Source organism: Actinomadura physcomitrii, assembly GCF_008923205.2.
In the GTDB taxonomy this organism is placed as follows: Bacteria; Actinomycetota; Actinomycetes; order Streptosporangiales; family Streptosporangiaceae; genus Spirillospora; species Spirillospora physcomitrii.
Genome location: NZ_WBMS02000020.1, coordinates 101,139 through 124,722 on the forward strand (window position 1 = coordinate 101,139; position 23,584 = coordinate 124,722).

The 23,584-nt window shown below is 71.8% G+C and carries 22 protein-coding genes; 5 read left to right on the top strand and 17 right to left on the bottom strand.

Going from position 1 to position 23,584, the window contains the following annotated elements:
* Positions 1-26 precede the first annotated feature (26 nt).
* Genes F8568_RS24960 through F8568_RS24975 form a run of 4 tightly spaced genes read right to left on the bottom strand, consistent with a single transcriptional unit; the run spans position 27 to position 4,132 of the window.
* On the bottom strand, positions 27-1,049 hold the full coding sequence (locus F8568_RS24960; RefSeq protein ID WP_151596121.1) for an alpha-ketoacid dehydrogenase subunit beta: 1,023 nt from the start codon (positions 1,047-1,049) through the stop codon (positions 27-29).
* Positions 1,042-2,001 (bottom strand): thiamine pyrophosphate-dependent dehydrogenase E1 component subunit alpha, encoded by a 960-nt coding sequence (locus tag F8568_RS24965; RefSeq protein ID WP_202125307.1) that lies wholly within the window; start codon positions 1,999-2,001, stop codon positions 1,042-1,044. Before F8568_RS24965 ends, F8568_RS24960 begins: the two co-directional genes overlap by 8 nt.
* Positions 2,001-3,359 (bottom strand): lyase family protein, encoded by a 1,359-nt coding sequence (locus F8568_RS24970; protein ID WP_202125308.1) that lies wholly within the window; start codon positions 3,357-3,359, stop codon positions 2,001-2,003. Before F8568_RS24970 ends, F8568_RS24965 begins: the two co-directional genes overlap by 1 nt.
* A complete protein-coding gene (locus F8568_RS24975) occupies positions 3,359-4,132 on the bottom strand; it encodes an SDR family NAD(P)-dependent oxidoreductase (protein ID WP_160573745.1) in 774 nt (257 codons plus the stop codon). Before F8568_RS24975 ends, F8568_RS24970 begins: the two co-directional genes overlap by 1 nt.
* A gap of 213 nt (positions 4,133-4,345) precedes the next feature.
* Between F8568_RS24975 and F8568_RS24980 the strand changes: the two genes are divergently transcribed.
* The gene (locus tag F8568_RS24980; RefSeq protein WP_151596123.1) at positions 4,346-5,263 is read left to right on the top strand and encodes an NADP-dependent oxidoreductase; all 918 of its coding nucleotides are present in this window, start codon (positions 4,346-4,348) and stop codon (positions 5,261-5,263) included.
* Between the two features lie 148 nt (positions 5,264-5,411).
* Here F8568_RS24980 and F8568_RS24985 read toward each other — a convergent pair whose 3' ends face one another.
* Positions 5,412-6,026 (bottom strand): MFS transporter, encoded by a 615-nt coding sequence (locus tag F8568_RS24985; protein WP_160573746.1) that lies wholly within the window; start codon positions 6,024-6,026, stop codon positions 5,412-5,414.
* A 159-nt stretch (positions 6,027-6,185) separates the two neighbouring features.
* Here F8568_RS24985 and F8568_RS24990 point away from each other — a divergent pair, with 159 nt between their 5' ends.
* Positions 6,186-6,779 carry a TetR/AcrR family transcriptional regulator gene (locus tag F8568_RS24990; RefSeq protein WP_151596125.1) on the top strand — a complete coding sequence of 198 codons (594 nt, stop codon included), beginning with the start codon at positions 6,186-6,188 and terminating at the stop codon, positions 6,777-6,779.
* Between the two features lie 60 nt (positions 6,780-6,839).
* Here F8568_RS24990 and F8568_RS48555 read toward each other — a convergent pair whose 3' ends face one another.
* Entirely contained in the window at positions 6,840-7,601 is a 762-nt protein-coding gene (locus F8568_RS48555) for an FAD-dependent monooxygenase (RefSeq protein WP_202125309.1), read from the bottom strand.
* A gap of 404 nt (positions 7,602-8,005) precedes the next feature.
* Between F8568_RS48555 and F8568_RS25000 the strand changes: the two genes are divergently transcribed.
* Positions 8,006-8,713: a PCRF domain-containing protein gene (locus F8568_RS25000; protein ID WP_202125324.1), complete on the top strand. Its 708-nt coding sequence runs from the start codon at positions 8,006-8,008 to the stop codon at positions 8,711-8,713.
* A 55-nt stretch (positions 8,714-8,768) separates the two neighbouring features.
* Here F8568_RS25000 and F8568_RS25005 read toward each other — a convergent pair whose 3' ends face one another.
* The 9 genes from F8568_RS25005 to F8568_RS25040 all read right to left on the bottom strand — a co-directional run bounded on the left by F8568_RS25005 (position 8,769) and on the right by F8568_RS25040 (position 18,525).
* Entirely contained in the window at positions 8,769-9,503 is a 735-nt protein-coding gene (locus tag F8568_RS25005) for a hypothetical protein (protein ID WP_151596127.1), read from the bottom strand.
* A 107-nt stretch (positions 9,504-9,610) separates the two neighbouring features.
* Positions 9,611-10,252 (bottom strand): MFS transporter, encoded by a 642-nt coding sequence (locus F8568_RS47000; RefSeq protein WP_151596128.1) that lies wholly within the window; start codon positions 10,250-10,252, stop codon positions 9,611-9,613.
* A 168-nt stretch (positions 10,253-10,420) separates the two neighbouring features.
* A complete protein-coding gene (ileS, locus tag F8568_RS25010) occupies positions 10,421-13,621 on the bottom strand; it encodes an isoleucine--tRNA ligase (RefSeq protein WP_160573747.1) in 3,201 nt (1,066 codons plus the stop codon).
* Positions 13,611-14,069, bottom strand: a complete 459-nt coding sequence (locus F8568_RS48560; protein WP_160573748.1) for a MarR family winged helix-turn-helix transcriptional regulator — start codon at positions 14,067-14,069, stop codon at positions 13,611-13,613. The genes ileS and F8568_RS48560 overlap by 11 nt, the downstream gene beginning before the upstream one ends.
* Before the next feature lie 32 nt (positions 14,070-14,101).
* Positions 14,102-15,091 carry a LysR family transcriptional regulator gene (locus F8568_RS25020; protein WP_151596131.1) on the bottom strand — a complete coding sequence of 330 codons (990 nt, stop codon included), beginning with the start codon at positions 15,089-15,091 and terminating at the stop codon, positions 14,102-14,104.
* Positions 15,092-15,143: 52 nt separating this feature from the next.
* The gene (locus F8568_RS25025; RefSeq protein WP_151596132.1) at positions 15,144-16,091 is read right to left on the bottom strand and encodes a zinc-binding dehydrogenase; all 948 of its coding nucleotides are present in this window, start codon (positions 16,089-16,091) and stop codon (positions 15,144-15,146) included.
* Complete coding sequence (locus F8568_RS48565; RefSeq protein WP_160573749.1) at positions 16,088-16,504, bottom strand: cupin domain-containing protein; 417 nt, start codon at positions 16,502-16,504, stop codon at positions 16,088-16,090. The genes F8568_RS25025 and F8568_RS48565 overlap by 4 nt, the downstream gene beginning before the upstream one ends.
* Positions 16,501-17,514, bottom strand: a complete 1,014-nt coding sequence (gene ilvE, locus F8568_RS25035; RefSeq protein WP_151596134.1) for a branched-chain-amino-acid transaminase — start codon at positions 17,512-17,514, stop codon at positions 16,501-16,503. The genes F8568_RS48565 and ilvE overlap by 4 nt, the downstream gene beginning before the upstream one ends.
* A gap of 306 nt (positions 17,515-17,820) precedes the next feature.
* A complete protein-coding gene (locus tag F8568_RS25040) occupies positions 17,821-18,525 on the bottom strand; it encodes a TetR/AcrR family transcriptional regulator (protein ID WP_202125310.1) in 705 nt (234 codons plus the stop codon).
* 119 nt (positions 18,526-18,644) lie between these two features.
* Here F8568_RS25040 and F8568_RS25045 point away from each other — a divergent pair, with 119 nt between their 5' ends.
* On the top strand, positions 18,645-19,712 hold the full coding sequence (locus F8568_RS25045; protein WP_202125311.1) for an NAD(P)H-dependent amine dehydrogenase family protein: 1,068 nt from the start codon (positions 18,645-18,647) through the stop codon (positions 19,710-19,712).
* A 196-nt stretch (positions 19,713-19,908) separates the two neighbouring features.
* Here the strand turns inward: F8568_RS25045 and F8568_RS25050 are convergent, their stop codons facing one another.
* Positions 19,909-20,637: a nitroreductase family protein gene (locus F8568_RS25050; RefSeq protein ID WP_151596135.1), complete on the bottom strand. Its 729-nt coding sequence runs from the start codon at positions 20,635-20,637 to the stop codon at positions 19,909-19,911.
* A 143-nt stretch (positions 20,638-20,780) separates the two neighbouring features.
* Positions 20,781-21,653, bottom strand: coding sequence for an aldo/keto reductase (locus tag F8568_RS25055; RefSeq protein WP_151596136.1), 873 nt, complete (start codon positions 21,651-21,653; stop codon positions 20,781-20,783).
* Positions 21,654-22,759: 1,106 nt separating this feature from the next.
* Here F8568_RS25055 and F8568_RS25060 point away from each other — a divergent pair.
* On the top strand, positions 22,760-23,572 hold the full coding sequence (locus F8568_RS25060; RefSeq protein ID WP_202125312.1) for a FadR/GntR family transcriptional regulator: 813 nt from the start codon (positions 22,760-22,762) through the stop codon (positions 23,570-23,572).
* Positions 23,573-23,584: the final 12 nt, after the last annotated feature.

Sequence of the window (23,584 nt, forward strand, 5' to 3'; positions counted from 1 at the left end):
CGATTGACTAGCCGGGCGGGGCCCGGTCAACCCACCATCCGGGCGATCCGGGCCGCGATGCCGGCGGCGGACGGCAGCAGCGCCTCCGCCAGTACCGGCGCCGCGGGGATCCGCACGTCCGGGGCGCCGATCCGCACCGGCGCGGCGTCCAGGCCGGTGCCGGCCTCCACCGCGCGCGCGACGATCTCGGCCCCGAAGCCGCCGGTCGTGTTGGCCTCGTGCACCACGGCGAGCCGCCGCGTGCGCGCCAGGCTGCCCAGCACCGCGTCCATGTCGGCCGGGTTCAGCCAGGTCAGCTCCACGACCTCGGCCTCGATCCCGTCGGCCGCCAGCGCGTCGGCCGCCTCCAGCGCCTGCGCCGCCACCGCGCCCCAGCTCACCACCGTGACATCGCGGCCCGGCCGGCGCAGGTGCGACCAGCCCATCGGCCGCGCCGGTCCGCCGAGCTCCACCTCGGCCTTCTCGCCGAAGTACAGGCTCCGGTTCTCCACGATGATGACGGGGTCGTCGGCGTGGACGGCGGCGACGACCGCGTCGTGGGCGTCCTGCGGGGTCCGCGGCATCACCAGCCGCAGCCCCGGGACGTGCAGGAACAGCGCCTCCAGCGACTGCGAGTGCTGCGCGCACGCGCCCGGCGCGTTGCCCTGCTGGGTGCGGACGGTGATCGGCGCCGGCGCCGTGCCGCGCGAGACGTACCGGGCGTTGGCCGCCTGGTTGACGAGCTGGTCCAGCGCGACCAGGGAGAAGTCCGCCCACATGATCTCCACGATCGGGCGGGCGCCCATCAGCGCCGCGCCGACCGCGCTGCCGAGGATGGCGGCCTCGCTGATCGGCGTGTCGAACACCCGGTCGCCGAACCTGCGCCGCAGCCCGCGGGTCACGCCGAACACCCCGCCGGGCTTGCCGACGTCCTCGCCGTACAGCAGGGTCTCCGGCAGTTCCGCCAGCACCCGGGCGAGCGCCGCGTTGACGGCCTCGCCGTACTTCAGCTTGCGGGTCTCGCGCGCGGGCGCCTCGCCGGCGCGCTCCCGGACGGTGCTCTCAGGCATAGACGTGGTCCTTCGCGGTCTCGGGGTCGGCGGGGGGCGCGGCCAGCGCCGCCGCGGCGGCCCGCTCGATCTCCTCCTCGGCGCGCGTCCGCGCGTCCTCGATGGCGGCTGGATCGGCGCCGGCCTCCGCCAGCTCCCGGCCCAGCCGGGCGATCGGCTCCCGCTCGCGGGCCCGATCCAGCTCGCCCGGGCGGCGGTACTGCTCGGCGTCGCCGATGTAGTGGCCGACGAGGCGCTGCGTCATCAGCTCCAGCAGCGTCGGCCCCTCCCCCGCGCGGGCCCGCGCGGCGGCGTCGCGGACGGCGGCGCGCACGGCGGCCGGGTCGTTGCCGTCCACCCGCTCGCCCGCCATGCCGTAGCCGGCCGCGCGGCGCCACAGCTCCGGCTCGCCGACCATCTCCTCGATCGGGGTCAGCTCCGACCACTCGTTGTTCTCGCAGACGAACACGACCGGCAGCCGGAACGCCGCCGCCATGTTCAGCGCCTCGTGCGAGGCGCCCTGGTTGAGCGCGCCGTCGCCGCAGACCGTCACCGCGACGCGTCCCGTGCCGTCGAAGCGGCCGGCCAGCGCGGCGCCGACGGCGATCGGGAGCCCCGCCCCGACGATCGAGTTCTCGCCGTAGAAGCCGTACTCGGGCGCGGTGAAGTACGCCGACCCGCCGCGGCCCCCGTTGATCCCGGTGGCGCGTCCCGCGCACTCGGCGATGATCGCCTCCGCCGGGACGCCGCGGGCCAGCGCCCACCCGTGCCCGCGGTAGGTCGCGAACAGCGCGTCGTCCGGACCGAGCTCGGCGCACGCGCCGACCGGCCCCGCCTCCTGGCCGATGCTCAGGTGCACCGACCCCACGACCGCGGCCTCCGCGCCGATCCGCAGCTCGCGGACCTTCTCCTCCAGAGCGCGGATCCGCCACATGGCGTGCAGGTCGGCGAGCCGCCGCCGCATCTCGTCCATTACTCCCCTCCTTCGTTGCGCACGGACTTCCACTCGCGCAGCGCGCCCGCCGCGATCGCCGCCGCCTCGCCGAGGTAGTCCGACGGGTCCAGCGGGAGGTCGCCGAGCTGCGCGCGGGCGTCCTCGGGCAGGTCCCGCACGCAGGTCCCGACCAGGTCGCCGCCCTCCGCCCGCGCCCGGACCGCCGCCGCGTACACCAGGTCGTGGGCGCGTTCGCGGCCGAGCGCCGGGGCGAGCCGCATCATCAGCGCCTCGCTCATCAGCAGGCCGCCGTCCAGCTCCAGGTTGGCGCGCATCCGCTCGGGGAAGACCCGCAGCGACCCCGCCGTCTCCCCCGCCAGCCGCACCGCCGCGGCGGTGTACTCCGCCACCTGCGGCACCGCGAGCCACTCCACCTGCCACTCCCCCGCGCTGCGCTCGTGGCCGGCCTCCATCGCCCGCGCCAGCAGCGCGGACGCGCCCGACGCGGCGACGCCGTACCCGATCACCGCCTCCGAGGAGATCGGGTTGGCCTTCTGCGGCATCGTCGAGGACGCGCCGCGGTGGTGCCCGGCCTCCTCGCCGACCTCCCCGATCTCCGTCCGGGACAGGTCGACCACCTCCCGCGCGAACCGCACGCACGTGGCGGCCAGCAGCGAGCACGCCTGGCCGAACCGGGCGACCCGGTCGCGCGCCACATGCCAGGGCACGTCGGTGCCGGCGAGGCCCAGCCGGCGCGCGACCCCGGCGCGCACCCGCGCCGCGTCCTCGCCCATGGCCGCGCTGGTGCCGCCCGCGCCGAACAGCGACACCACGCCCACCACCGGCCGGAGCCGGCGCAGCTCGGCGAGCTCGCGGGCCACCTCCGCGAGGAACACCGCCGTCTTGGCGCCGAACGTCGTCGGGACGGCCTGCTGCGCGTGGGTCCGCGCGGCCATGACCACCTCGGCGTTCGCGGCGGTCAGCGCGGCGAGCCCGTCCCCGAGGGCCAGCGCCAGCTCGGTCAGCCGGTCGCAGGACCGGACGAGCTGCAGGGCCAGCCCGGTGTCCATGATGTCCTGGGTCGTGGCGCCGTAGTGCACCCGCCCGTCCGGGCCCTGCGGCAGGTGCGCGGCGATCTGCCGGACCAGCGGCAGGATCGGGTAGCCGACGGTCCGCGAGCCCTCCCACAGCCGGTCCGGGTCGATCAGCTCGGGACGGCAGGCGGCTTCGATCGCCGCGGCGTCCTCCCGGGTGAGCAGCCCCGCGTCCGCCTGCGCCCCGGCGAGCGCCGCCTCCACCCGCAGCCACGAGGCGATGGTCTCCTCCGGCGACCAGATGCCCACCATCGGCTCGTCGTGGTAAAGCGCGGACAGCAGCCGGAACGCATGGCCCGCCATCAGTCCATCTCCAGTCCGCCGTCGACGTTGACCGCCTGCCCGGTCACGTACGAGGCGAGGTCGCTGAGCAGGAACGCCACCACGTCGGCCAGCTCGCCCGGGCGCCCGTCCCGTTTGAGCGCGGTCCCGGCGGTCACCTCCGCCAGGTACGCTCGCCCGGCGCCGTCCCCGAACCGGCGCTCGCGCTCGGCGATGATCCCCTCCCACATCGGCGTCATGAACACCCCGGGGCACACCGCGTTGACGCGGATCGCCGGGCCGTAGGCCAGCGCCGCCGACTTGGTCAGCGACAGCAGCGCCGCCTTCGACGCCGCGTAGTGCGCCGCGTCGGGGCGTCCCGACCGCGCCGCCACCGAGGCCAGCGTGACGATCGACCCGCCGCCGGCCATCAGGGCGGCGGCCTGCTGCACCACATGGAACACCGAGGTCAGGTTGAGGTCGACGACCCGGTCCCACTCCGGCGGGGTGAGCCCCGCCAGCGGCTTGGTCTGCATGACGCCGGCGCAGTTGACCAGCCCGTCCAGCCCGCCGAGCGCCTCGGCGGCCCGCCCGGGCAGCGCGCGGGCCTGCTCGGGGTCGCCGAGGTCGGCGGCCAGCGCCACCGCGGTGCCCCCGAGGCCCGCGGCGGCCTTCCCGGCCTCGTCCTCGCGCAGATCGGCCGCGGCCACCCTGGCACCGCACTCCGCGAGGCGCCCGGCCACCGCGTGTCCGAGCCCTCCGGCCGCGCCGGTCACCAGGATCCGGCGCCCGGTCAGAGCCAGCTCCACGGTCACATTGACTCCGTTCAATCGATTGACTACGACGGAAACGTAACCGACGACCCGCACCCGCCACAACCCCCACCGGGCAAGGTTCGCGGTCGGCGGTGGCGCACCGACACCAGCGGACGGAATCACTGGGACGCGTCGGCTCCCACCGCAGTGGGGAACAACCAGTCACAGGATCAGGAAATAGAGTCGGCGAGCACGAGGGACACGGAGGTAGAGATGAAGGCGATCGTCGCGACTGATCGGACCGCGGAAGCGGCCGGCATCGAGCTCTCGGAGCGCCCCGGGCCGACGCCGGCGATCAACGACGTCGTCGTTGGAGTCCGCGCGTCGGGCTTCGTCCCGGCGGAGTGGGAGTGGCCCTCGACGTGGGTCGACCGCTCCGGCCACGACCGGGCCCAGCCGATCATCGGCCACGAGTTCGCCGGAGTGGTCACCTCCCTCGGCTACGGCACGACGGGACTCTCCATCGGCCAGCGGGTGTTCGGCATCACCGACTGGCACCGCGACGGAACCCTGGCCGAGTACGCGGCCGTGGAGGCGCGCAACCTCGCGCCGCTGCCCGGGGCCGTGGACTTCACGGTAGGTGCGAGCCTGCCGACCTCCGGCCTGACCGCATGGCAGGGCCTGTTCCAGCATGGCCGTCTTCGGGCGGGGCAGAGCGTGCTGGCGCACGGCGCCGCCGGCGCGGTCGGATCGATGGTGACGCAGCTCGCCCGGGAGTTCGGCGCTTACGTCATCGGTACCGGGCGGGCGGCGGACCGCCAGGCGGCGCTCGACTTCGGCGCGAACGAGTTCCTCGCCCTCGACGAGGGGAATCTCGACGACATCGGAGAGGTCGACCTGGTCTTCGACGTCATCGGCGGCGACGTCCAGAGGCGTTCGGCGAGCATCGTCCGCCCCGGCGGGACGCTGGTGTCGGTGGTCGGTCCCGTGGAGAGTCGCCCTGTCGACGGTCTCGCCCTCGACTTCGTCGTCGAGTCCGTTCCGAGCCAGCTGGCGGAGATCGTCGACCGCGTGCGGGACGGGCGCCTGCGCACGCGCATCGGGACCGTCGCGAACCTCGACGACGCCGTCCCCGCACTCAACCCGACCGAGCGGCGCAAGGGCAAGACCGTCATCCACGTGCGCCCCTGATCCGGCAGCCCACTAACCGAGCGGGGTTCCTTGAGGGCATCCGGCAGACCGGAAAGCGGGTCCTGCTTGCATCCGCCTTCTTCGAACTCGATGGTCAAGTTGAGCCGACATGGCACCGGAAATCGGGGGCCGGACGCAGTTCTCTGACTCACTGGACGGACACCGTGTTCTTGCGCCGTCGCGGGAGCACAACGGCGGGGATGGCGGCGACGGCGGTGAGGCCGAGCGTCCACCAGAAGGCGTTATCGAACGCGGTGACTTTGCCCGCGAGCCCTTCGGCATGGTGCGCGGTGAGTTGCGTCTGGAGGATCATGGCCATGATCGCGGCGCCGAAGGATCCGCCGACCTGCTGGGCGATGCGCGTGGCCGCGCTCGCGTGGGGTATCTGCTCGCGTTCGAGCCCGATGAAGGCGGTCGCCATCAGAGGGATCGTCACCGCGCCGAAGCCGGCGCCCCTGATGACCAGGTTGAGGAGCAGGACGTCAGAGGTGTCGGTGCCGGCCCGGGTGTAGGCGGCGGTGCCGGCGACCATGACCAGGAGCCCGCCGAGCACGACTGGCCGGGAGCCGACGCGGTCGGTGAGCCTGCCCGCCATGGTCCTGGTGAGGAGCATCCCGACTCCTTGGGGGGCGAGGAGCAGCCCCGCGTCGAGCACGGTGTCGCCGCGCAAAGTCTGGTAAAAGAGCGGCAGTAGCAGCAGGGCGCCATAGAGGGCGACGCTGGAGACGAACAATAGAACCGTCGATACCGCGAAGGTGCGCACTCTGAACAGCCGGAGTCCGGCTCAGCGGCACCGCCAGCGGGCGGGATCGCGGGCATCGTCGTCGCGCGCCGGTCCGGACGGTTGGCGGCAGGTAAAGGAATCGGGTTTTTCCGACAGGCGGCGTTGCCCCGTCCGCCAGGAGATACCGATAGTGGACAGATGTCCGCGGACAACCCCGAGGGCGCAGAGGTCTCCGCGTCGCTTCGCACCATCGCGAGCAGGCTCTTCGCCGAGGTCGGCTACGACGGCACCACCACCGACATGCTCGTCTCCGCCGGTGCCGACAGGCATGAGCTGGCCGCCGCGGGCGGCAAGAGCGGCCTGTACCGCGCGGTCATGGAGGACTTGATCGAACGCAGACGCCGTGTTTTCGAGACCGAGCTGGCCGATGCCACACCGGGCCTGGAGGGCTTCAGCCGGTTCGCCGACGCCTTCCTGGACTTCAACCTGGAGAACCCGGTCGCATCGGCGCTGTGGATGCATCGTTCACTCCACGACGCCGCCGACTTCGCCGATCTCGAAAGCCGGTACGTGGCCCCCGTCCACCGGATGATGATCGTCGAGGATGGCGACCCGGCACTGGCCATCGATCCCGAGATGCAGATGGCGACCATCGGCTGGTGCGTCATGGGCTTCCTCACCAGGGGCCTGTTCAGGGCCGACGGGAGCACGATCGGCGCCGAGGACCCCGGCACCGTCGCCCGCTTCCGGGAGCACCTGCATCATCTGATCGAGCTCATGAACGCTCCCTGACCTCGGCCCGCTGGTCGCCTCTACCGGACACGGGCGCGGACGGGCAGGCCGGAGGAACGATCACCGGCGCCCCGATGCCAGGTTCTCGCGCATGCGGAGCAGGGCACGGTGGGTGGTCTGGAGTTCGTCCGGGCTGATGCCGGCGGTCAGGAGGGCGGCGGTCTGGCCGAACACCGGCGGGATCTTCGGCAGGAGCATCCTCCCTTCGTCGGTCAGTGTGACGACGACCGAACGGCGATCGTCGGGCCTGCGCCGAGCCCGTCCGTCAGGCGATCCAGGGCGTGCCGACTTGCCGAAGAAGCCGAAGGGGCGGTTCCGGGAGGCCTCGACGGCGGCGAACCCGTAGTCGAGCATCTGGTGCTCGTAGGCCGTCTTGGCCTCCGCGACCGTCAGGTCCGAGGTGAGCAGGTCGCCGAGGAGATGGGCGTCGCGCAGGGCGATCCCGGCGCCGTCGCCCCGGCCGGGGGACATGGTGTGCACCGCGTCGCCGAGCAGCGTGACGACCGGGTCGTCCCACGGGTCCACCGGCCGGGCGGAGGTGATCGTGACGGGGAAGGTCATGGCCGCGTCCGCGCCGCCGATGATGTCCCGTACCGGCTTGGCCCAGTCCTGCACCGCCGTTACGGCGTACTCGTGCAGCCGCTCCGGCGACGCCGCATCGGGCAGTGGGCCGGTGGTGGTCAGGGTCCAGGAGAAGTAGCCGGGAATGTCGGTGAGGGCCAGGTCGGGGGCGTGCTCGGCGACGGCTTCCGGAACCGGGGTCAGCGGGCGGCAGGTGGCGACGGCCACGGCCGTCCCGTCGTCGCCGGCTGCGCCAGGCACAGGCCGCCGACACCGGCGCCGGCGATCAACACGCGTGGGCGCCGGGTGTGGAGGGAGGACATGGTGGCGAGGCTAGCGGGAAAATAGCTGTCGCGACAGCTACTGTCATGGCGGTGTGATGCGCGGCGTGGCGGTACCGGAGGCGGTTAAGGTTTCGAGGACAGCGTGTTCTCACTGATCTCCCGGACCGCCCTCGTCGCCGCGGTCGTGAGACGAGACAGCGAGTGTCGGAGGATCTCATGCACGAGCCCCACCTGCGAGCATGCCGCCTCGCGTTCGAGGAGGCCGCCGCCGAGATCGCCGCACTGCGCGCCGAAGCGCTCCGGCTCGAGCGGATCCTGGCCGATCCGGCGCATTGAAGCGCCGCCGAGGTCGCCGCCGCGCGCCTCCAGACGATCAGGCGCCTGCTCGATGATGTCGATGGCGCCCGCGACGAGTTCACGTTGCTCGCCGACCTGCTGCCCGCGGCCGACGACGTCCTCGCCGCCGAGTGCCGCACGGAACTGCGGGCCCTCACCGAACGCGTCGGGGATCTGCTCCGCCGACGCCCCGGGGACTTGGACGAACGAGAGGCCATCGTCGTCGTCCGGGCCCTTCCCTGCGAGGCACCGCGGAGAGCGGACGCCTACGAAGGAGTGCGATGGGCGGAGCTCCTTTGCTCGCAGTACATCAAAGACGCCGAGCGCGATGGACGGCCTGTGCACGTCTACAACAAGTCGGACTGCGCGGACCCGCCCGCCTTCACGGCCACCGTGCATATCAGCGGCATAGGCGCCTTTGGATCGCTGAAATCCGAGCACGGCATCCACCGATCGGAAGGCCGTCCCGTTCTGAAGGTGGCGGTCGACATACTGGCCGTCGCGGTGCCCTACGATGACATTCGTCTTGACGATGGCGAGATAGAGGCGCGGGAGTCGCAGGAGTGGACCGATTGCGGCGGACCCCTCGGATATGAGCGCAGGAGCGTCATCCTGACGCATATACCCACCGGAATCACTGCCTCCTGCTCGAAGCAGGAAAGCACCCACCTCAACAGGTCGGGCGCCCGCACCCTGCTGCGCGCCCGCCTCCTGCAACGCCGCAGAGGGGCCGCCGCGGACCAGGCGGACTAGGCCGGGCGGATCCGGTGGAGGCCGACCAGGAGAGCCGCCGTCCCGGCCACGGCCGTCAGCCGCAGGTCCAACCGGAGAAGCAGTCGTCACCGAAATGTTTCCGGCAGACTCTCAGGGTCGGCGCCATGTGCTCATGACCTCCTTTGCCTTCGATCTCGAGATACCAGTAGGCCGGATGAACCTGACAGCCAAGGCCGGTGTCATTCACGGGGAAATCTTGTACGGCCGCAGGGTCGCCTTCGGCGAGCAGGCGATCGCCGGCACCCAGCGCGAAGGCTTCGGTATGGATGAGTGCGCGCGGCCGGACCGTGGCGAAAAGCCCCGCGTCGCACACAGGCGCCACGGAAGGCGATCCCGGCTTCGGCGCAATGATCTGGCTGGGGTAATGGACCGCCACGTCCCCGGAATCGAAGGGTAGGCGCTCCACGGCCGCACACAGCTCGCGAGCATCCGATCCAGCATAGTGAACGACGAAGGTCAGCTCACCTTCGAGAACCGAGATATCCCGTTCGGTCAAGGGGGCCCCATCGGCGCCGCATCGAGACGGATCGACGGTGAGCACCCCGCCATCGGCCGACAGCCTCGGCGGCATCGGCACGCCGTCGCGAAGGTGCCTGCTCAGGATCGTGCCGAGCGAGAAGGCGCTCGGAAGGACGTCTCCGGCGAGCACGCATGCGGGGAAGCCGATAACGCCCGCGTCGAGCAGGTCGCCGAGCAGCGCGGTGAACCGACCGCGGTCCGCCGGCTCGGCCCGGCGCGGCGCGGCGGTGAAATCATGAAAGACACTCACATGCTTCTCTACCTGTTCGGTTCACCGCCCCGAGCATGACCTTCAACGCCGTCCGCGCCCCATCGGGCCCGTAAGGCTCGTCCACCAGGCACAGGGCCGTGACGCCGCTACTGGGGAGGCCCTGATGGCGGGTACGGCTGCTGATAGGGCGGTGGGGGCGGCGGCGGATATGGAGACGGGTAAGGCGGCTGATAGGGCGGCGGGAAAGCGATGCCATACGGGTTCGGCCGGGCGGTGCGACGCCTCGTGATGAGCACGATTCCGCTGATTATGCCGGCGGCCAGTGCGACGGCCAGGAGCGGCTCCGCGAGCAGGAACGTCCAGCGGAAGCTGATCGCTTCGGAGACGGCCTGGTTGACCGGCGGGGCCGCGATCAGCGCCAGGGCGCCCAGGAGCGCCATCGCCGCGGACGCCGGGCCACGCCGGCGATCGAACCGCAGCAACAGCGCTACAGTGACTCCCAGCGACGCGCCGGTACCGAGCCCGCCCAGCACGCGTCCCGCCGACAGGACGCCGGCGCTCTCGGTGAACGCGACCAGCAGACCGCCGATGGCCGAGACCGAGACGGCGGGAATCGTCACCGCCGCCGGGTGGCGGGCCCCGAGCAGGACACCGGCCGGAAGCGCCACCGCCGCCGCGATCAGGTAGGGGACGACGGCCTTCATCAGCAACGCGTGGCCCGGCAGATAGAGGGCACGCTGCATGGGGGAGAACGAGTCGGTGCCGTAGACCGCGGTCAGCAGGAACAAGCCGACGACCGTGGCGAGGCCCGGCCCAACAAGCCCCCACCAGGGTGCATCATCCGACGCTGCTACTTCCGCTTGCCGGTGACCCGGTGTGTTCGTCATCGCACATCCTCTCGACGGCTCTTCGGTGGGCAGTACAGTCACGATCATCCGTGCGCCATGAAGCGGCGGTCAGCGCAGGACGGTGACCACGACGGCGCCGCGGCCGATGTCGAACCGGCGACGTACAGCCGAAGCCGCCGCATCGCCGCCGTCGAAAGTGATCGCGCGCGCCAGGACGTCGCGGGCGATCGCCTCGCCGTGCGCGGAGAGCATCGCGCCGATCTCGCCGTCGGCGTCGGCCACGGGGGCGATGTCGACGGCGATCCGGTCGGCGAGATCGAAGCCCTCCCGCTTCCGCAGGTCGTTGATCAGCCGGACGAGCTCCCTGGCGAGTCCTTCGAGGTGCAGATCGCGGTCGATGTCCAGGTCCAGGGCCACGGCGTACGGGCCGTCGGTGGAGATCTGCCAGCCGCGCACCGGCCGCTCGACGATCCGGACGTGCCCGGCGCTCAGCGCGACGGCCTCTCCGTCCGGCTCCACGGTGAAGTGCCCCCGTGCTTCGAGTTCGGCCAGGGCCTTCTCCGCGTCGGCGCCCGCGATGGCGGCGGCGACGGCCTTGGTGCGGCTCCCGAAGTCCCGGCCGAGCGCGCGGAAGTCGGGGTGGAGGGTCCGGGTCATGGCGGCGCCGATGCCGAGCTCGACCGATTTGACGTTGAGCTCGGAGGCGATCACCTGGCGCACCTCGGGCAGCAGCCGCCGCGCGTCCGCGGGCAGGGCGACCTGGACGCGGCGCGCCGGACGGCGTACCGGGACGCCGGCCGTCGCGCGAGCGTCGCGCCCCAGCGTGACGAGCCGGCGGGCGACCGCCATGGCCTCGCACAGGTCCGGGTCCCGGGCGCTCTCGTCCGGCACCGGATAGCCGGTCAGGTGCACCGAGTCCGGTGCGCTCGCGCCGACCGAGCGGACCAGGTTCTCATGGAGCTCGTCGGCGAGGAACGGCATCATCGGGGCGATGAGGCGGGCCAGGGTCGTCAGGCAGGAGTACAGGGTGGCGAACGCCGCGCCCGCGTCCTCGCCGTCCTCGCCCCAGAAGCGGCTCCTGCTGCAGCGCACGTACCAGTTCGACAGGTCGTCGACGAAGGCGGCGAGCTCGCGGCCGGCACCCGCCGCGTCGAAGTCCGTGAGCGCCGCGTCGGTCCGCTCGGTCGCCTCGTCGAGCCGCGCGAGGATCCAGCGGTCGAGGACCCGCCGCCGCGCGATCGGAGGGACGCCCGGTCGCGGCGTCCATCCGGCGTGGCCGGCGTAGGTGACGAAAAAGTAGTAGGTGTTCCAGATGGTGAGGATCGTCTTTCGGGTGATCTCCCGGAGCCGCTCGGCGGAGACCGGCCGCGGCTGCCAGGGACGGCCGTCGGCGGCGAGCAGCCAGCGCAGCGCGTCGGCGCCGTACTCGTCGATGAGCTCCTGCGGGTCGCGCCCGCCCGCCGCGCCCGGGGACGTCCCGCGGCCGTCCGCGCCGGAGACGGGTCCGAGGCAGAGCGCGCGGCGGAATCCGGCGTGCCCGAACAGCGAGGTGCCCACCGCCTGCAGGGCGTAGAACCAGCCGCGGGTCTGACCGATCGGCGCGCACACCAGATCCGCGGGCGACCGGGCAGCGGACGGGTCCTCGCCGCCGGCCGCGTGCGGGTGGCCGAACCGCGCGAACGGCATCGCACCGGAGTCGTACCAGGCGTCGGCGACCTCGGGGACCCGGCGCCGCACGCCGCCCGGACACCGGTCACAGGGGACCGTCACCTCGTCGACATGGGGCCGGTGCGGATCGAGCCCGGTGAGGTCCCTTCCCGAGAGCCCGGCCAGTTCGGCGAGCGATCCGACGGCGATCACGTGGTCGCAGGCGTCGCAGCGCCAGAACGGCAGCGGGGTCCCCCAGTAGCGCTCACGCGACAGCGCCCAGTCGGCATTGCCGGCCAGCCATTCACCGTACTGGCCGTCGCGCACGTGCGGCGGCCGCCAGTCGATCCCGGCGTTGCCCTCGAGCATCCGGTCCCTGATGCGGGTGGTCGCGATGTACCAGGACGGCGTGGCGTAGTACAGCAGCGGAGTGGCGCACCAGCAGCAGAACGGATACGTGTGGCGGTGGGTGCCCGCGTGCAGGAGCACGCCGGCGTCCCGGAGGTCCTCGATGATGCGCTCGTCGGTGTCCCGGACGTACATGCCGGCGTAGGGACCGGCCCTGTCGTCGAACCGGCCGTCGGGCCGTACGGGTCTGACCACCGGGACACCGTGCTCGCGGGCGACCCGCATGTCGTCCTCGCCGAAGGCCGCGCCCGTGTGGACGACACCCGTCCCCTCGTCCACCTTGACGAAGTCCGCAGTCACGACGAAGCGCCAGGAGGCGGGGTCGCCGTCCGGATCGTCGGCGGACCCGGGGCCGACGAAGTCGAAGGGAGCCCTGTAGCGGGCTCCGGTGATGTCGCCGACGGGCACGTCCCGCAGCACCCGGGCTTCCTCGCCGAGGACCGTCTCGACCCGCTCCGCGGCCATGACGACAGGTCGGTCACCGGCCCGCCCGCCGGCCGCCAGCACGTATCGGATGTGCTCTCCGACCACGGCGAGCGTGGCGGGCACGAGCGTCCATGGCATGGTCGTCCAGACGAGCAGGTCGGCTCCCTCGTTCGCCAGGGGGCCGTCCAGCAGCGGGAAGCGGACGTAGACGCTCGGGTCGTCGGTCTCCGCGTATCCCTGGGCCGCCTCGTGGTCGGACAGCACGGTGCCGCACCGGGGGCAGTACGGAGCGACTCGGTCCTCGCGGTAGATCAGGCCTTCCTCGAACAGGGTCTTCAGCGACCACCAGACGCTCTCGACGTACTCGGCGGACATCGTGGAGTAGGGCCGCTCGACGCCGGCCCAGGACCCCATCCGCCGGGTGAGCCGGTCGAACTCGGCGATGGAGCGGGTGACGGTGGCACGGCACTGCGCGTTGAATCGAGCGACACCGGACGCTTCGATCCGGCTCTTCCGGTCGATGCCGAGTCGTTGCTCGACCTCGGCCTCTATGCCGAGCCCATGGCATCCATGGCCCGTGGCGCGAAGGACGCGCGCACCCTTCATCATTCGGTGGCGCGGGAAGATGTCCCCGAACACCTGCGCCTGGACGTGCTGGAGACCGGGGCTCCCGCCGACGGTGGGGGGTCCGTCGTAGGACGTGAACGGCGGGCCGTCCGCAGTGCGCTCGATCGCCCGCCGGACCACCTGCCGGGCCCGCCAGCGTTCGAGCACGCGCTCCTCGATGGCGGGAAGGTCGGGCTGCCGCTCGACCGCTTCAAAGGGCACATCGACCTCCAAGGACACGTTCGACCGCACCGCTGATCGACGTCATCGCCTCGACGACCCGCCGCCGGTCGCTCTCCGGGAACGCGCTCAGCCGGACCCGCAGCGCCTCCGCCATCCGGTCCTCGATGACCTCGCAGGCGGCCCGGCCGCGCCGGGTCAGCCGAACCGTCTGGAAGCGACGGTTCTCGGGCGACCTGTCTCTGGTGATCAGTCGGTCGGCCTGGAACCGGGCCAGGACGCGGCTGAGGTAACCGGGATCGATGCCGATCCGCCGGCGCAGCTCCATCACCTCGGTGACGTCCCGCTGCGCCAGCTCGGCGATCACCCAGCCCTCGGTCACGGAGTACGGGGTGTCCTCCCAGCTGAGCCGCAGGCTGTCCACCAGAAACCGGTACATCCTGCCGAGCGCCCGCGCATCGCCGACGAGATCGCCGTCACGCGACCGCACGGCGGGTTCCTGCGCGATATTCATTGACCCAGTCAAACATATTCGTCTCCTCTTGTCTCCAGCCGATGGCCCATGCGCACCGCATGCCGCTCGGGCCCCGCGACGGGCCGGCAGTGCGGTCCCAGCCCGGCGGCGACCCGGCGGAGATGCTCGATCATGATCGACGAGGACGGCAGCCGGTACTCGCCGGCCGGCGTGGCCGCCGCCACCGTCCGGGTCAGGGACGGCTCGCTCAGCGGGCGCACCACCAGCCCGGACGGGGTCGCCGGCAGCGTGAGCGACGGGGCGAGGGCGACGCCCAGCCCCGCCGCGACGAGACCGCGCACCGTCATCTGGTCGTCGGTGCGGAAGGCGATCCGCGGCTCGAAACCCGCCTTCCGGCAGGCGCGCGGAAGGACGTCGATGGTCGAGCCGTGGTGCACGCCCTGGATCCAGCGGTCGTCGGCGAGGTCGGTCAGCCGGAGCCGATCGCGGTCCGCGAGCCGGTGCCCGAGCGGAAGCGCGACGTGCAGGGGATCCACGAGAAGCGGGCTGAGCTCCACGTTGGCCGGAACCTCCAGCGGCACCACGGGGAACTCGTAGACCAGGGCGAGGTCGAGCTCGTACATCGCGACCGCGGCCATCGCCTCGTCCCTGTCGATTTCCGTCAGGTCGACCTCCACATCGGGGAAACGCTGCTGGAAGGCGCTCACCGCCCGGGGCATCAGCGTGGCGTTCGCCGTGGTGAACGACCCGAGCCGCAGCCGGCCGCCGGTACCGTGCGCGACGGCGGCCAACGACGTCTCGGCCGCGCGCAGCTCAGCGAGGACCGCCTCGGCGTGCCGCACCAGCACCCGTCCCGCCTCGGTCAGCCGCGCGCCCCGGGCATGCCGCACGAGCAGTTGCGCCCCCGCTTCCCGTTCGAGCACGGCGATCTGCTGGGAAACGGCCGAAATGGTGAAGGAGAGGGCCTCCGCGGCGCGGGTCAAAGAGCCATGCCGCGCCACCTCCCGGAGCACGCGCAGCCGCGTCACGTCGAGCATGGCGCAATGCTAGGTCCGGGGTTCGGGAGAGGACTCTCGGAAACTCGGTCCATCAGCTCTGCTTTTCCTTCGTCACCAGGAGCACCGCTTTGCCCGCCAGACGCCGGTCGCGCAATCGGCACAGAACCGCCCGGGCGTCCCGCCAATCGCTCGTGGCCGCGATGTCCACCACCAGCTCGTTCGTGGCGGCCAGCCCGGCAAGATAGGCCAGGTCGGCCGCGGTACGGGGGCCGTCCAGGTCGTTCAGCACATAGAAGCCGCGCAGAGACGCCTCCTTCGGATAGAAGTCGCTCACCGAGAACGCCGTCGAAGCGCGCGAGGAATTGCCGAACGACACCACGGTGCCGCGTGGCGCGACCAGGCGGAGCGCCTCCCGCAGGGATTCGCCGCCGCCGGTCTCCAGGACGAGGTCGAATTCCGCTTCCAACCCCTCGACGCCGACGACGACCTCCGCGGCGCCGAGCGCGGCGAGCCCGTCGCCGCGGTCGGGCCGGCCGACCACCGCCGTCACCTCGGCCTTGCACCGGCGCGCCAGTTGGACGGCGAACCGCCCGACCCCGCCTGCCGCGCCCGTCACCAGGACGCCGGCCCCAGCGAGGTCACCGTGCATGCGCAACGTCCGCAGCGCGGTCAGCCCGGCGGTCGGCAGCGCCGCCGCCCGCTCGAGGGAGAGCCCGTCCGGGACGACGGCGAGCCGGGCCGCCGGGACCGCGACCCGCTCGGCCCAGCTCCCGCCGTCCGCGATGCCGAACACCCGCGTGCCCGGAGCCGGGAGGCCGGCGGCCGGTGCGTCGCCGGACGTCCCCTGATCCGCGACCACCCCCGCGAAGTCCCAGCCCGGCCGCCAGCCCGCGGCCGCCGCCGTCAGCCGGTGCAGTTCGCCCCGGTTGACCGAGACGGCCCGCACGTCCACCAGCACCTCGCCGGCGCCGGCGGACGGCTCGGGCACCCGGACCGGCTCGACCAGGCCGCCGTCGCCCGTCGCGGACAGGGCTCTCATGATCCGGCCGGCCAGCGCGGAGACGACTCGGGCGCCGGCTCCAGCCCCTCCCAGTCGCTCCGGACGGGGGAGAACGCCTCGACGACCACCGCACCGTCGGCACCTGCATGGACCTCGTGCGGCACGTCGGCGTGGATTCGCCACATGCCGCCAGGGCCGAGCTCGCCCGTCTCCGCACCGATGGTGAACCGCAGGGAGCCCGCCAGGCAGAGCCCGACCTGCTCGTTCGGGTGCCGATGAGCCGGCACCAGGCCGCCGGGCGGGATCTCCACGACCGCCAGCGTGATCAGCTCGCTCTCGATGACCCGGGCGACGACGTCCTGCCAGACGCGCAGGGGCCGGATCGAGCCGAGGTCATCCAGTGCGCTCGGCGTCGCGGACCTCGCCGGTGCCCGCCTGTGCGACTCGTTCACGTCTGCGCCTCCGTGCCGAAAACGGGAGTGGTCCACTCGTGGTGCCGGTCACCGCCGCGCCGGGCGATCGACGACAGTTCGCGCTGCAAAGCCAGCGTCGTCTCCCCCGGCCTCCCGTCGCCCACCCGCCGTCCGTCCACCTCGATGATCGGAGCGACCATGGCGGCCGTGCCGCACAGCAGCGCCTCGTCGCAGGCGTACAGCTCCGAGCGGTGGACACGGCGCTGGACGACGGTGACGCCGAAGTCCTCGGCGAGCAGCTCGGCCACCTGGCGGCGGGTGATCCCCTCGAGGATGTCGTCGGTCGCCGCCGGCGTGGCCCACTCGTCCCCGCGGCGCACCAGGACGTTCGACGTCGTCGCTTCGGCCACATGGCCGTCGGTGGTCAGCAGCAGAGCCTCGTCGAACCCGCGCCGGATCGCCTCCGTCTTGGCCAGCGCGGGGCCGACATAGCTCCCGATCACCTTGGCGCGGTTGGGCACGGCGACATCCGTGCCGCGCCGCCAGGTGCTCACCATGCACCGGATGCCCCGCGGGTCGATGTAGTCGCTCGGCATGGGCGTGGCCGGGATGCACAGCCGGCTGCCCGAGTCGTGCATCCGGACGGCGAGCTGCTCGCCGGCCAGGAACAGCAGGGGGCGGACGTAGCTGTCCGCGCGGACGCCATTGCGGCGCAGCAGTTCACAAGTCACCGCCACCAGATCCGCGGGCGGATACGGCAGCTCGAGGCCGAGGATCCGCGCGGAACGCTCCAGCCGCTCGTAGTGCGCCGGCGCCTCCAGGAGAAAGAGGTCTCCCCGCTCGTGGTTCCACGTAGCCCGGATCCCCTCGAAGGTTCCGGTTCCGTACGAAACGACGTTCGCGAGAACACTCAGTCGCGCCGCATCCGCCGAAACATATTCGCCATCGACGAACACCAGTTCATAGGGCACGCCGAAAACGGCGCGATCCCGTGTTCCGATTTCTTCCTGTACACTCAATCCACTGACCTCACCTTCACCGAGGGCCACCTGTCAGCAGGTTAAGCCGGTCGCCGCGTTAAGCACAATCGAAGGCTTCTTAAGAAAGCCTTCAGCGATCCTGTAGGCGATGCCATGACGCCCGCTCGGGCGCGGCATGAAAGTGCTATTTCGGCACCCACCCTCATAGGCACGCCGCCAGTCCTCGCTGGACACGCGGATCAGAGACGCTGAGAAGCCCAGCCGAATCGGTGGGTTGCCGGCGCCGGCCGAGCGGGCAGAATGGCCTTATCTTTTGAAAGTCCGGCGCATGCCGATGCAAAGCGCCCTCGGCCCGGTGGCCAGGGAGCCGATCGGTCAGGAGCCGGAACGGCGAACCGGTGCGGGTGCCGTTTCCCGAGTTCGGCTGTAGCCGGCGATGAAGGCGTTGATGTCGTGGCCGACGACTTCGGTGAAGCCGAGTTCGCCGTACTCGCCGGCGGCCCAGTGCCGGGTGCCGGTCTCCAGGAGCGTCTGGGCGACGCGGGCCAGGTGCAGAACGTCGAGGCCGGCCGGGAGCTTGCCGTCGGCCTGGGCGCGTTGCAGCAGGCCGAGGAAGAGGAACCTGGTCGCGTGGTGCTCGTGGGGGCGGCGCTCGGCCAGGGCTCGCTGTTCCGCGCGATAGCCCTCCAGAGTGGTGTGGATCAGTAGTTCAGGAGGGTTGCGGCGCATGGTGCGCTCCAGCACCGCCAGCACCTGGACGATCACATCTGGAAGCTCGTAGGGGCCGGCGACCAGTTCGCGCCACTTGTTGCGGGCGTCTCTGGTGGACAGGAGACCGGCCTCCAGGAGCGCGTCCTCCTTGCGGGAGAAGTAGAAGTAGAACAGCGCCTTGGAGACCCCGGCGGCCTGGCAGATGTCGGCGACCGTGGTGTCGGCGAACCCCTTGGTACGCCACAGCGCGATGGCCGCCTGCAGGAGCGCGTGCTTGGTCTCGCGTGAGCGCGCCTGCGCCAGGCTCGCCCTTCGCTGACTTTGGTCAGCATCCTTGTCCGCGCTCTTCTTCATCCGCTCCCCACTCATACTCGGCAATGCTATCGATGCCCGGCACGAGAAAAATGTTGACCACGGTCAACATCGCCGCCTAGGCTCGTCCGCGCCGGGGCTGACGGCCTCGGGTGATCCTTCGCCGGGGAGGCACCGTGGAGCCCACGTCCGAACGGCCCATCCGCGTCGTGCAGTGGACGACCGGCAACGTCGCGCGCCAGTCGCTCGCGGCCGTCGCCGAGCGCCGCGACCTGGAACTCGTCGGCGTGTACGCCCACAGCAAGGACAAGGCGGGCCGGGACGCCGGCGAGCTCGCCGGGCTCGGCCGCACGCTCGGCGTCGCCGCGACCGACGACATCGAGGAGATCATCGCCCTGGCGCCCGACTGCGTCCTGTACATGCCGCTGCACCCCGACATCGAGCATCTGGGGCGGCTGCTGCGGGCGGGCGTCAACGTGCTCACGACCGCGTCCTTCCTCACCGGCCGCGCCTACGGCGAGGCGGCTCGGGCGGCCCTGCAGGAGGCCGCACTGGCGGGGCAGGCCAGCCTGTTCGGCAGCGGCGTCAACCCCGGCTACGCCGACCAGCTGGCCGCGGTCGCCTCGGGCGTCTGCCGCAAGGTCGACCGCATCGAGGTCTTCGAGTCCTTCGACATCGGGCTCTGGGCCGGCGACGCCAACCAGGACGAACTGGGCTGGGGCCGCCCCGCCGGCGACCCCGGCCACGCCGCGGACGTCGAGAAGGCCACCGCCCCCTTCGGCGACGCCGTCGAGGCGATGGCCGAGCTGCTCGACACCGCCGTCGACGACGTCCGCTGCGAGGTCGGCTTCGCCCACGCCACCAAGGACCTGGACCTCCCCGGCCGCCCCGTCAAGGCGGGAACCGTCGCCGGACTGGACGTCAGGTGGATCGGCTCCTCCGGCGGCGCGGACGTCGTCGAGGCCCACGTGCGCTGGACCGTGACCGCCGATCTCGATCCGGCCTGGGAGATCGCCATGGCCTACCTCATCGAGGTCCGCGGCCACCCGCAGGTCAACCTCCGGGTGGAGGTCCTGCCGCAGGACATGACCTCGATGAGCCTGGAGGACATGCTCGCCATCGGCTCGGTCATCACGGCCATGCCCGTGGTCAACGCCATCCCCGCCGTCGTCGCCGCGCGCCCGGGCATCGTCACCTACGCCGACCTGCCCACCCAGGCCTCCCGCCACACCGCCCGCCTCTGACGCGGAACCCGTTCAACGGAATTAGCCGGACCGGGCCTTCGCGGCGTGTCCTCCCACTTCTCGGACGTGATCCGCGAGGAGTCCAGAGCCGAGCTGCAGCGTCACTGCGACGACGCACTGGAAGAAGGGCTCCGGTTCAGCAGGTCCTTGCCCTCACGGGTCATTCGCGGCCCGATTCCGCACGCATCGGGCGGAGTCACTGCGGACGCCGCGGGCCTGCGGCGGTGTGCCGGGCGCCCGGCGGATCCACCGCCCAGTCGGGAGACTCCCCCCACCGGTCGGTGAAGACGAGTTCCTGCAGGGGCCGCCGGCGGACGGGGCCGTGCGCACCGGCCGGACGGCCCAGCGTGATCGTCGCCGCGATCAACGTCTCGTCCGGAATCTCCAGGAGTTCCCGCAGTTCGGGCTCGACCGGCCGGTGGAAGCCGGTCATCACGCCTCCGTAACCGAGCGCCCTGGCGGCCAGGAGCAGGTTCTGGCAGGCCGGATAGACCGAGCCTCCCTCGGTCGGATGCGGCGCGCGGTAGCGGACCAAGCAGGCAAGGACCACAACAGGAACCGACTCGAATCCCTCGACGTACTCGCGCATCGCGCGCGCCATCCGGCTCTTGGGGGAGCCGGCGTCCGTGCCGCTGCCCCTGCCGTACCCGTCCTGCTGCTCCTTGGCCGCCCAGATCCGCCGCGCGCTCTCGCCGATGAGGCGCCTGGCCTCGCGGGCGCGCGGCCCGTCGACCAGCACCAGGAACCGGAACGGCTGCCGGTTGGACCCGCTCGGCGCCCGCGTCGCGGCGAACAGGATGTCCCGCAGCACCTGCGGAGGAACGGCCTCGTCACGGTAGCGCCGGATGGCCCGGGTGCTGGTCAGGCCCTCCAGCAGCCCCACCGTGTCGTCCGCGAGCGGTCGGCCTGACAGATCACTGCTCATGAACCACCTCGGCGACGCTCGCCATGGCATCCGCTACCGGGCCGGCGAGCCCGCATCACTCGTTCCTCCCGGCAGAGTAGTCCGCTCCTCCCCCGCCGCAGCGGACGGTGCCCAGGCAAGGCAGTCCGCGGGCGGCCGCCGGATCACACGGCCTTGGTCAGGGCTTCGTACTGGTCGTCGGTCAATGTGACGGTCGCCGCCTGCACGTTCTCCTCCAGATGCGCGACGCGGGACGTGCCCGGAATGGGCAGCATGACCGGGGACCGCCGCAGCAGCCACGCGAGGGCGAGCTGCGACGCGGTGGCACCGTGCTCTCGTGCGGCCGAATCCAGCGGACCCCCGGGACGTGCGAGTTCGCCGGTCGCGATCGGGAACCACGGGATGAACGCGATGTTCTCGGCCTCGGCATAGTCAAGGACGTCCTCCGCCTTGCGATTGACGAGGTTGTACAGGTTCTGCACCGAGACGATGTCGGCGATGCCGCGCGCTTCCTTCAGCTGGTCGACGGTCACCTCCGACAGCCCGATGTGGCGGATCTTGCCCTCCTTCTGCAGCGCGACCAGCTCGCCCAACTGCTCGGCGAGGGGGACCTTGGGGTCGATCCGGTGCAGCTGGTAAAGGTCGATCCGTTCCAGACCCAGGTGCCGCAGGCTCAGCTCCAACTGCTGCCGCAGGTACTCGGGCCGCCCCAGCGGACGCCAGTCGCCCGGGCCGGATCGGCTCAGCCCCGCCTTCGTGGCGACGACCACGTCATCGCGGTAAGGGTGCAGCGCCTTGCGGATCAGCTGCTCGCTCACGAACGGACCGTAGGAATCGGCCGTGTCGATGAAGGTGACACCCAGCTCAACGGCGCGACGCAGGACGCGCACCGCCTCATCGGGGTCCTTGGGGTCACCCCACACCCCCGGCCCGGTCAGCTGCATCGCCCCGTAACCCAGACGGACGACCGGCAGGTCACCGCCGATCGCGAACGAGCCTGACGCCTCGGCGGGACGGTCACTGGAAAGCGTGCTCATTGAAGCGTTCCTCTCTATCGGCCACTGAGACGGCACACGGTCGTGCACAACAGGCGATGTGCCTTACCCCTGGTGCCGGACGTCTCACACGGAGCCCGAACGCATCGGGTCCAGATGAATCCTGGCACGTCAGGCGTGGAGCGGAAGGCGCGACCTGCACCGGCTCCCTATCAGCCCGTGAAATGGCCCACGACCAGGCAGAGTGGTGAACGGCAGCGGTGCTGTGTTGCTCCGTCACCGGGCCCTCCGGCCGGATCAAGCCGATCGACACCTCCTCGCAGGTCAGAGAACGACGGCGGCGCCCACCGGTGAAACGCGCTCAGCGCAGTGACGTCGGCGCCGGTCGGTGCCCGCTCGCCCTCGACCGCCACCGCCCCGCGCAGAGCCCGATCGCGCGTGGTCACCCGCGAGTTGGCGGGAGCGGTGAGCACGAGGGCCTTGCCGGACGGCACCGGCTCGCCGCCGGCGTGATCGGTGCGCCGGCGGGCTCCACATGCTTGGCCTGCAGTACCGTCCCGATCTCCCGGGCGCACTGGCGCATCCGATCCGATCGCGCCGTGGGCCGCGTCGGCGGCGGCCGGTGAAGATGCGCGACGACAAGGCGTGAAACTCCACCGAACACCGGACCCGCTGCAGCGCCGCGGAATGCGGCGTCCGCGCCGAACTGCAGGTGCAGGCCGCTGACCGGCGGCATGCCCGACCGCTCCGGCGGGATCCACAGGACCGGCGCCGCCTGCGCGGGGCTCGCGCCCGCAAAGGTCCCCAGTCCCGCGACCGTGGCGCCCGCCGCCCCGAACAGGCCGCGCCTGCCGGCATCCGCATTGATTTTAAACTTTTAAGTTTTGTCGATACCATGGACCGGTCGGCCGCGGCGGGTTCGTCCCGACCGCACCGAGCGAGCTCCCGATCGGTGCTCGTCCGTTCGATGTCCGGCCGGGCCGCTCCTCGCCACGAGCCGGTGTGGAGGCTCCCGTGTCCGCCCGCCGGCCCGTTCCCCGAGGCTGCCGGGCCTCCCTATGCTTCTCCGGCGAGCGTACGACGCCGTTCGGCCGCATAGTCGGGCTGGATGGTGCCGTACACGTGCGGGGATCGGAAGAGGTGACGCAGTGACAGGGGCAGACGCGCCCAAGACGCAGCGCGCACAGTTCCGGCAGCCGCGCGTGGCGGAGGTCATCGCCGGGATCATCCGTGACCGCATCATCGACGGTGAGCTGGCCAACGGCGACTCGCTTCCCAAGCAGGAAGACCTGATGGCCGAGTTCGGCATCAGCCGGCCCACCCTGCGGGAGGCGCTGCGCCAGCTCGAGAACGAGGGCCTGCTCACGGTCCGGCGCGGCAGCATCGGCGGATCGATCGTCGAGGTTCCCACGGCCGAGTCGGCGGCCTACACCTTCGGGCTCGTCCTGCAGTCCCGGCGGGCCCCGATCAGCGACCTCGCCAACGCGATCGAGCAGATCGAGCCGATCGCCGCCTCCCTGTGCGCGGCCCGCGACGACCGGGACGAAGAGGTCATCCCACTCCTGCGGGCGAACATCAAGGAGGCCACGGCGGCGATCGGCGACGGCGAGCGGTTCACCACCCTGAGCCGGCGGTTCCACGAGGACCTGGTGGGCGCGTGCGGCAACGAGACGCTGAACGTGATGGTGGGCGCGCTCGAGAGCCTCTGGTCCGAGCAGGAACGGCAGTGGGCCGCCCGCGTCTCCGCCGAAGGGCGCTACCCGGACGAGGGCCGGCGCCACCGCGTCCTGGAGGCGCACTCGTCGCTGGTGGACGCCATCGCGGCCGGCGACGCGAACACGGCCCGCAAGATCGACGCCGGGCATCTCGCCCGCTCGCAGCGCTACGCCCTCGAGGACTCCGAAACACTGGTCATCCGTGCGACGTCACTGCGCAACGGCCTCCGCGACCTCGGCAGCTGACGGCGGCCCCGC